At 34.3% G+C, this 9580-nt stretch carries 9 protein-coding genes; all 9 read left to right on the top strand.

What is annotated here, in order from left to right; genetic code table 11:
• The first annotated feature begins 380 nt into the window (after positions 1-380).
• Positions 381-1874 carry an MATE family efflux transporter gene (locus ACT8YW_RS20090; protein ID WP_157955944.1) on the top strand — a complete coding sequence of 498 codons (1494 nt, stop codon included), beginning with the start codon at positions 381-383 and terminating at the stop codon, positions 1872-1874.
• Between the two features lies 1 nt (position 1875).
• Positions 1876-3135, top strand: coding sequence for a hypothetical protein (locus ACT8YW_RS20085; protein WP_087387775.1), 1260 nt, complete (start codon positions 1876-1878; stop codon positions 3133-3135).
• A complete protein-coding gene (locus ACT8YW_RS20080) occupies positions 3132-4259 on the top strand; it encodes a CapA family protein (RefSeq protein ID WP_444106931.1) in 1128 nt (375 codons plus the stop codon). The genes ACT8YW_RS20085 and ACT8YW_RS20080 overlap by 4 nt, the downstream gene beginning before the upstream one ends.
• 32 nt (positions 4260-4291) lie before the next feature.
• A complete protein-coding gene (locus ACT8YW_RS20075; protein ID WP_110506351.1) occupies positions 4292-5227 on the top strand; it encodes a polysaccharide pyruvyl transferase family protein in 936 nt (311 codons plus the stop codon).
• 8 nt (positions 5228-5235) lie between these two features.
• Positions 5236-6189 (top strand): glycosyltransferase, encoded by a 954-nt coding sequence (locus tag ACT8YW_RS20070; protein ID WP_110506352.1) that lies wholly within the window; start codon positions 5236-5238, stop codon positions 6187-6189.
• Positions 6190-6280: 91 nt separating this feature from the next.
• Entirely contained in the window at positions 6281-6631 is a 351-nt protein-coding gene (locus ACT8YW_RS20065) for a hypothetical protein (protein WP_118430311.1), read from the top strand.
• On the top strand, positions 6625-6960 hold the full coding sequence (gene tnpB / locus ACT8YW_RS20060) for an IS66 family insertion sequence element accessory protein TnpB (protein WP_110506354.1): 336 nt from the start codon (positions 6625-6627) through the stop codon (positions 6958-6960). Before ACT8YW_RS20065 ends, tnpB begins: the two co-directional genes overlap by 7 nt.
• A gap of 69 nt (positions 6961-7029) precedes the next feature.
• A complete protein-coding gene (tnpC, locus tag ACT8YW_RS20055; protein WP_118935750.1) occupies positions 7030-8802 on the top strand; it encodes an IS66 family transposase in 1773 nt (590 codons plus the stop codon).
• Between the two features lie 187 nt (positions 8803-8989).
• A partial coding sequence (locus ACT8YW_RS20050; protein ID WP_444106930.1) for a hypothetical protein occupies positions 8990-9580 on the top strand: 591 nt, incomplete at its 3' end.

Here is a 9580-nt window from a genome sequence, read left to right as displayed (position 1 = left end):
TAGGGCACTGAAAAGTGCCCTTTCGAAGGGGTATGCCCTAAATTGAGTGCTTACTTTTAATGTGTGGCAGAATCCTTAAATCAATAGACATCAGTGGTAACTTCCTATATTGTATTATCTATCGTTATGATAATGGTTCAAGGGGGCATGTTTTGAAGCCATGGAACTGTTTCAGATAACTTTTGTGTGAAATTATTAAAGGGGACAGAGATTGCGAATATCTTTTGTCTTTAACCATAGTCTTGACAAATAATAAAAAAGGGGCGTTTTGACGTATTTTATGAGAAAACCACTTTCCAGTGGCTTCCCATTGACAGTATGTCATGGACGCTGACATATGATTCTCTATGTTTACAGTTGTTCCTGATAGCAAAAAAAATATGGCAAAGAATACATTGGCTCTCTATTTTCGTATGCTATTTACAATGTTTGTAAGTTTATATACGAGTAGAGTCGTTTTGAATGCATTGGGAGTAAGTGACTTTGGTGTATATAATGTAGTAGGTGGTATGGTTGCCATATTTTCTTTTTTAAATGGTACTATGTCTGCTGCTACTCAAAGATTTTTATCTTATGCTATAGGTAAAGGTGATAATGAACAATTGATGAAAATATTTAATATGACTATTTTTATACACATCTGTATAGCCTTGGTTATTTTAATATTGGGGGAAACCATTGCTGTTTGGTTTCTTAATTATAAAATGAATATTCCTCCTAACCGCATAGATGCAGCAAATTGGGTTTTACATTTTTCAGTTATTTCTATAGCTATTAATGTGATTCAAGTTCCATATAACGCAATGATAATAGCACAAGAAAAAATGAAAATTTATGCTTATTTTAGTATTGCTGAGGCTACTTTGAAATTGTTAGTAGCATTTTTATTAACAATTCTTTTCTTTGACAGACTTAAGTTATATTCACTCCTTACATTAGGAAGTACTTTGGTGATAATGCTTATGTATAGCACTTATTGCATAAGAAAATTTCATTGTAAAATCAGATGGGTGTGGACTCCTTATTTGTTGAATTCTATATTGGGTTTTGCCGGTTGGAATTTATCAGCTCAGCTAGCATGGATTGCTCGTACGCAAGGCGTAAATATTTTGCTAAATCTTTTTTTTGGTCCGTCTTTAAATGCAGCTCGTGGAATTGCAGTACAAGTAAATGGAGCTATTACAGCGTTTGTGTCCAACTTTCAATTAGCTGTTAATCCACAAATAGTGAAAAAATATGCTCAAGAAGAAATTGAGGATATGCTGAAGCTGTTAGTGTATAGTTCGAAGTATTCTTATTTTTTATTATATCTGTTTGTTCTTCCTTTTTTATTAGAATCGGAATATATTTTGAAGTTGTGGTTGCATATTCTACCTGAATATGTGGTAGTGTTCACTCGTATGTCCCTTATTGCAGCACTTGTTGATACACTTTCGGGTACAATGGTTTATGGAGCCTTGGCAACTGGTAAAATAAAAAAATATCAATTAGTAATGTCGGGACTTTTTTTGCTAAATCCCATAGTTGTATATATTCTTTTTAAAATGGGTCAACAACCAATATCTATTTATGTTATAGATATTATTTTCTATTTGTTTGCACTTCTGTTTCGTTTATCTCTTCTCCATAATATGATAGGTCTCTCTTTAAAAAAATATTTAAAAAACGTAGTGCTTTTGGATTTGGTTGTTAGCTTGGCAGCTATAATATTTCCTCTTATATTATATATGAATATGGAGGAATCCTTCTTTCGTTTTTTACTAGTGGGATTACTATCTGTACTTTCAACATCTGCAAGTATATATTTAATCGGATTGAACAGCTATGAGAAAGACAAATTGAAATCAATTATCAGAAGATATTTAAAATCATAATATGAAATCTAAAATCAGCATTCAAAATGTGGCTGTTACGAAGCAATGTATTGATGTCACATATACGTATACTAGTGGATTACAATCCTACTTCCATATAGAAAATAATGTTTTTAGAACAGAATATTCTATTCCGTTACAAGGCCTTCCTGAAAGTGTAGCGGTAATTCCTTTTATTGTGAATATTCTTCCTATAATATGGCTTACAGATGCTATTTTGGAAGTACCACGACTAGATCGTTCTTTTTATCAAAGTATTGAGAAATTCAAACAGGGATACATTTCAATGTATCCACAAATGAAGTTTACGGGAGAAATTCATGTTGCAAAAGTAGAAACTAACGTAAATAGAAATAAGGGGAATCAAACGGTGGGTACATTTTTTAGTGGAGGGGTTGATGCTTTCGCTACTTTATTCGCACACATCCATGAAAGACCTTTATTAATAACATTACAAGGTTCAGATATTGAACTTGAAGATGAGGATGGTTGGAAAAATGTGTCCGGACATGTAACACAAACAGCAGATATGTTCGATTTAGAATGTGTATTTGTAAAAACAAACTTTAGAAGTTTTATAAATGAAAGAAAGTTAAATTGTTTGGTGAAAAATTCAGGAGATGGTTGGTGGCATGGTTTTCAACATGGAATAGGTTTATTAGGACATGGAGCTCCTATTGCATATCTTAAAGGATTGAAGTGTATTTATATAGCTTCTAGTTATACCCCAAAGGACAATGTGACTTGTGCAAGTCATCCCTCAATTGACAATTGTGTAGAATTTTGTAATTGCCATATAATCCATGATCAATATGAGTACTCCAGACAGGAAAAAATAGAACATATTTGTCAGTATATCCAGTCTACGAAATATGAAATAACATTGAGGGTTTGTTGGGATTCTAGAGGGGGACGTAATTGTTGTGCATGTGAAAAATGTTATCGGACTATAGCTGGATTATTAGCTGAAGGAGTTGATCCAGAGAAATACGGTTTTAAAGGTATTAGTACAAAATATGAGCGAATAAAAGATGATATTTTAAAACGATTTATATTTATGGATATGCATATTCCATACTGGAAAGATATACAGAGGCGATGTGTTGAAAATAGAAGGAATATTCATCTTCCCCAAGAAATGGATTGGATTTATGATTACAATTTTGATCATGTTAATATGACTTTTTCAAAGCAATTGAAGATTAATTACCAAAAAACAAGAAGCCTTCTAAGTAAAATAAAACATACTGTTATAAAATGACAAAGATAACATTTACTGGAGATATTATTATTGCTCCTGAACAACTCCAAGCTATAACAAAAAATGCAGATGGTAATTTTTCAACAATATTTGAACCTATTGCATCTTTGCTTAAAGAATCTGATTTTGTAGTAGGTAATCTTGAAACTCCTTTAGGAGGAAAAAATTTAGGATATACTAACCATAAATGGTCTTTTAACACTCCAGATGAATTGGCTGATGCATTGCGTGAGATTGGTTTTAATATGCTTACTACAGCAAATAATCATTGTTTGGATAGGGATAAAGAGGGCTTGGTCCGCACTATTCATTGTTTAGATAGATACGGCTTGGATCATATTGGTACTTATGCTACCAAAGAAGAAAGGGATATGGTATATATTAAGCGATTTGGAAATCTAAAAATAGCTTTTTTATCTTATACCTATGGAACGAATGCTGCTTTTAATAAACATTATTTAGAAAAAGAACAGTATTATGTAAATATGTTTCAGCCTCAAGAGGTCTTGTCGAAACAGGATAGAATTCATCGATTCATCAATGTTTTATTTAGAATTTTTCATGGAATCACCTTGTATACTTTTCATTCAATTAGCTATAAAAAGAAAGTGCTTCAGGATATAGTAAGAAGTAAAGAAAAGGGAGCCGATTTCATCTTTATGTGTATGCACGCGGGCGGACAATACAATCTTCTTCCCGATAGATACACTTGCAATTTAATGCGCTTCTTGTTGAATACTCCATTAGATATGGTAATAGGGCATCATCCGCATTGCATACAACATATTGTAAAGAAGAAAAATAAAGTTGGAATTTTTTCTCTTGGAGATTTTTGTCCCTATCCTAAATGTGCAAGTGCGGAATTAGCTTCTCCTGATGTCTTTCCGGAATATTCTATTGTTTTTCATGTCTATTTGGATGAGAATAAAGTAGCCACAAATAGCTTTCTGCAAAAAAAGACATTTACCATTGTAAAATCAATAATAGGTAAGGATAAAATAGCGAGAGTTTATCCATTATACAGGCTAATAGAGTTAGAAAAAGATTCAAAGAAAAAACAAGAGTTGATAAACCATAATATAACTATCGTGTCCCGCTTCATGAATTCTACAACTAATTCATAACGGATAATGAAACAATATAAAAATCAATAAATATGACTTGTGAAGAAAAAATATGGGAACTTCGTCAGATTATTGAAGAACAGCTGACCCCTTTAATCAATAATGATTATGTTTTATATGATTTACCGTATTACTCTAATATTGGTGATTTGTTGATATGGGAAGGAGAACTGTCTTTTTTGAAAGGACTTCCTTTCAAAATGTTAGAATGTGGTAGTGCATTTACAAGCAATTTAAAAAGAAAAATAAAGAAGGATACTATTATTTTGCTTCAAGGTGGTGGTAATTTCGGTGATATTTGGGATATACATGAATTTAAACGAAAGGTGATAAGGAATTATCCTGAAAATCGAATTATTATTTTTCCTCAGACTGTATTTTATCAAAAAAACGAAAATATGTTGAGAGACATAGAGTTGATGTCCAGACACCCTTATTTAACGATTTGTGCTAGAGATATACATTCTTTTGAAGTACTCAAGAAAAATTTTAAAAACACTATATTATTAGTACCGGATATGGCTTTTTGTATACCTTATGAGAATCTTCAGAAGTATTTGCAACCAACTCAAAATAAAACTTTATATGTAAAGCGCAAGGATAAGGAATTGTGCAAAGAAAATATTTCATTTTCTCCTTTATTTAATCTTTTTGAATCCGACTGGCCAAGCTACGAACAAGTTACTTGGGAAGAAAAAGGATTAAAATTAGCTTATAAATTTCGTCATTTGGGGTTGTCTTCGATAATAGATTTATATGCATTTTATATTTTACGTCCGCAATTGATAAGAAAAGGAATAGAGTTTGTTAGCCAATATAGAGAAATCTATACGACTCGTCTTCATGTTTTTATTTTATCCATTTTATTAGGAAAATCGTGTACGATTATTGATAATTCTTATGGCAAAAATTCTTCATTTTATGAAACTTGGTTGAAAAATGTTGATGGTATCATTTTGCATAAATAAGATAGTTTATGGAATTAATGAATGGAATAAGTGTTATTGTCTGTTGTTATAATAGTGCTTGGATTATAGAGAGGTGTTTGAATGCTTTGTTGGCTCAACAAGTACCATCTTCTGTTTTATGGGAGATAATTGTGGTAAATAATGCATCTACAGATGATACAGAGAGAATCGCAAATAAAGTTTTGCAAAAAGGACATATCTCATATCAACTAATAAATGAGCCAAAGGCGGGTTTACTCAATGCAAGAAAATGTGGAATTAGAGCGGCTCGATATTCATATACTATATTTTGTGATGATGACAATGTGCTTTGTGATATTTATGTATCAACAATGTATGATCAAATGGAAAAAGATTCTGGACTGGGAGCGTGTGGTGGCTTAGGTATTGCCGAATTTCAAATGGCTTCTCATCCTTATGTTAAGAAATATATCGCAAGTTATGCCATCGGTTCACAATTAGATAATGTTAAAGCTAACTTTTTGTATGGAGCAGGGATATGTGTTAGAACTCTACTTTTGAGGAAAATATATTCTAATTATGATCTTCTGTTAACTGGGAGATGTGGAAATCTTTTGTTATCAGGTGATGATAGTGAAATGACAAAATTAATGGTATTAGAGAATTATCGTTTGTCGTATACTGACGATGCGAAATTTTATCATGTATTACCTTCCAAACGTTTGACTTGTAAATATTTAATAAATATGTTTAAAGGGTTTGGATTGGCCTATCCAATACTTAAAGCTTATGATATTGCATTAAATGGTAAGAATCCTTTTGTTTATATTCTTTTCATGTATATAAATATTTTATTTAATTTATTGTTCAACATTCTTTTTGCAGTAATAAAAAGAAAAAGGGTTATATGGATTTTTTTTTGGATAAATGCAGCAAAGGGATTGTGTTATTGGGGCTGGAATAAATTGTACTATTTATCTAAGAGTCTAAAAAAATATTAATTATTTTTGTGTTGTTAGCGTCCAAAAAAGCCGTATATGAATTTCTCTGCGTAATGAATACCTTTGCTGCTGTAACCAAAACGATTGAATCATGTACAGCAACTCAGATTTTGAAAGATTTTTTATTCGCTATAAAGCAGAAGCCGTCCCGGCGGGCGAATCGATGCAGAAGTTCTGCTTTAGAAACAAGCTACCTTATAACCTGTTTGAAAAATGGTACAAGGATACGCGTCACAAGTTAGTTCCCGTTCATGTGGAAGGTGCTCCTGCGAGTCTCACGGAGAGTACTTCGGAGAACGAAGTTGCCCCTTCTCCACAATCATCAGGTATTCCCCGTATCATGGTGGATATTCGGATGACCAACGGTATTCATATTCAACAGCGAAATTTAAGCTACGATGGTCTAAAACGCTTGGTAGAGAAGTTGGAGGCTTTATGTTAAGCATCACCGGTCTGAATCAATTCTATTATTTGCGTGGCTTTCACGATATGCGTTGCAAATATGAGCGTGTATTGTCTATCATACACCAGCAATTGGACCGTGAGCCTCAGGCTGGCGACGTGTTTATAGTGATGTCCAAAGACCATAGGCTTATCCGTCTGTTCGGCTACGACAGCCGTTCTTACAGCCTGTATGAGAAACGTTTTGTCCCCGGTTATAAGTTTATGCATGTCGAGTTTGAAAATGACTTGCCTGTGCATAAAATCAACTGGGAAGATGTTGTGCTGTTATTGGAAAGTTCTGTGATTAAAAGATTGAATATCAGATAAATAATAGTATTTTTTCTTGTTTATGTCAGTATTTTTTTTCGTATTTTTATAGCGTGATAAGCAATGGATATGGACAAGGAAGAACGCACTAGAATATTAACTTCATCAAAGCTGCTCAAGGCCAGGGAGGATTCTCCGGAACCTTGGGTGGATCCATATTCAGATATGTCAAGTGACGAAAAATCAAAATTGTTATGTGAGCTTATGGCCATGCACCTTCGCGATGAAAAGCGCAATGAGGAACTCATGGCCAAACTTGATGGGCTTCTTGATGTGAACAGGCAAATGTCCGACCTCAAAGCCATGCTCGCAGAATCAGAAAAGCGGGACAAGACCAAAGATTCCCTGATAGAGAATCTGCTTAAAAAGATAACTTCTCTGGAAGAGGTTGTCCGACTGAATAACAAGCATACTTATGGCAGCAAGAGTCAGAAACGCAAGCCCAAGAAAACAGAGGGCGACGACCATACCAAAAACAAGGATGATTTTGACGGGACACAGGAATCTTTAGGAAATACATCGTCAGCTTCTGACAAGTCTGATGTGGAACCGGAAAAGAAGGAGAAAGAAGTCCGCCTGTACAGACAAGGCAAGGCATACCGCACCATGACGGCCGACAAATCCGTCTGCCATGAATGTGATATAACGAAATTGCCTGAAGGTGCCATTATCATAAAACGTATGCGCCGATATTCTTACGAGCAGGTAAGCAGTATAATAGAGCATGATTATGAAGTAATCCGCAACAAGACAGTTGAGGGAATCATCCGTGACGGATACTTTCCTCTTGATGGCGAACCTGAAATAATGGATGTCGTACCCGGTACTCATGCGTCAAGTACCTTTATGGCTTATCTTGCTTTCAACAAATATGTTCTTGACACTCCTTTGTACAGGGAGATATCACGTATCCTTGACGAGGATATGCGGCTAAGCCGCATGACCCTGACCAATTGGCTTGAGAAAGGTTCATTTCATATTAACAAACTGATAGGTTTCCTGAAAGAATGTTGCCTTGAAAAAGATTCAGTCATCAATTGTGATGAGACCTGGTGCAAGGTGAAAGTTAAATCCGCTTACAGGAAAAGGTATATATGGTGTCTTGTCAACAAGGCGGAGAAGATTGTCATATATTGCTATGAGGATGGTTCCAGAGGTCATGACGTATTACGTCATATCCTCGGTGACCATGGAATAAAAGCGTTACAGTCAGATGGGTATAACGTATATATGTATCTTGATGACAATCTGACAGACATCGAACATGTTTGTTGCATGGCACATGCAAGGGCAAAGTTCAAATATGCCCTGGAACAGGGTGGTGACCTTGATGCCGCTTTCTTCCTTGATTGCATGGGTGAACTTTATGTGTTGGAGGCTGAATATGAGCATGGGCGGCTTTCCCCGGAACAGATAAAGACATGCCGGAACAATCTTAAGACAAAAGAAATCATAATCCGTCTGCGCAGTAAACTTGACGCATTGTTGAGTGATGATCATCCTCCACGGGGTGAACTTATGGAAAAGGCTCTCCGGTATCTGAAGGCTTTTTGGACACAACTGTTTGCATATACGCATGACGGTTCATACACCATCGACAATTCCATTGCCGAACGTTTCATACGTCCTTTAGCCGGAGAACGTAAGAACTCGCTATTCTTCGGAAGCGGAAAGATGGCAAGTGTATCAGCCGCATACCATACGATAATATCTACCTGCAAGATGCAAGGCGTACCTGTACTGCAATATCTGAAGGAATTCTTCAAACAGATAGTGATCGGTTGTACCGATTATGAGAATTTGCTGCCGATGACTATCGGATTAAACAATAATAAATATTAAAAAACAATCCAGATTTTGACAAACTTTATACGGAAACCGCTTAAATGCGGCTTTCTGTATAGGACATGTCTAAATTGGACGCTAACTAAATTAAGGCTTAAATTTTAAAATTATGCATTTCAGTTGAACGTTTTGTCTAATTGAGTACTAATTTTATTTTATAATTATTTTTTAATTGATACTCCTGATGGATGCATATTCATTTTTAGAACAACTTTTTTTTCCTAATATAAAACTGTATTTTGTTGCACTATTTATAAGTCAACTATTTTTACTTCCCTTGTATCTTAGGAGAGTAAGGAGTGTTATTGACCCATTATTGCTTAGTCTTTTTTTTGTAGGGTTAGCTAATGCAATACCTGTCTTCTTGCTATTAACAAAGAATGTTAGTACAGAACTATTTTCATTTTTTGCTTGTTCTCAAATTCTATTTTGGACTATATTTTATATAAGCTCAGCAAAATCTTTTCCAATAAAAAAGAAGGGGAGGAAAGTAGCTTATAGGAGATTTGATGATTTGTTCTTTAAGGTATGTTTGGCACTATATGTGCTAACTACATTATATTCGTACGCCATAAATGGCATTCCACTTTTTAATGAAAATAGGTTTGCTCAGAACATTGATAACTCATCTGGAATTCTAGGACTTCTAAGCAGATTGTCATCCTCTGTTTCGCTAATGGTTTTGATATATACTATATATTTGTTTAAGAATAAACGTTATAAAAAAATTTTATTGCAAATAGGAGTTATTTTTATTTTATTATTTTTTTCAGGG

Source organism: Bacteroides sp. (assembly GCF_052357945.1).
GTDB lineage: Bacteria > Bacteroidota > Bacteroidia > Bacteroidales > Bacteroidaceae > Bacteroides.
Note: the sequence above shows the minus strand (reverse complement) of the source record. Positions and strands in the feature narration are given on the sequence as shown.

Bases quoted from the DNA above. Each gene is read 5' to 3' on its own strand.
- ACT8YW_RS20090 (WP_157955944.1), top strand. From the start codon at position 381: ATGGCAAAGAATACATTGGCTCTCTATTTTCGTATGCTATTTACAATG.
- ACT8YW_RS20085 (WP_087387775.1), top strand. From the start codon at position 1,876: ATGAAATCTAAAATCAGCATTCAAAATGTGGCTGTTACGAAGCAATGT.
- ACT8YW_RS20080 (WP_444106931.1), top strand. From the start codon at position 3,132: ATGACAAAGATAACATTTACTGGAGATATTATTATTGCTCCTGAACAA.
- ACT8YW_RS20075 (WP_110506351.1), top strand. From the start codon at position 4,292: ATGACTTGTGAAGAAAAAATATGGGAACTTCGTCAGATTATTGAAGAA.
- ACT8YW_RS20070 (WP_110506352.1), top strand. From the start codon at position 5,236: ATGGAATTAATGAATGGAATAAGTGTTATTGTCTGTTGTTATAATAGT.
- ACT8YW_RS20065 (WP_118430311.1), top strand. From the start codon at position 6,281: ATGTACAGCAACTCAGATTTTGAAAGATTTTTTATTCGCTATAAAGCA.
- tnpB (WP_110506354.1), top strand. From the start codon at position 6,625: ATGTTAAGCATCACCGGTCTGAATCAATTCTATTATTTGCGTGGCTTT.
- tnpC (WP_118935750.1), top strand. From the start codon at position 7,030: ATGGACAAGGAAGAACGCACTAGAATATTAACTTCATCAAAGCTGCTC.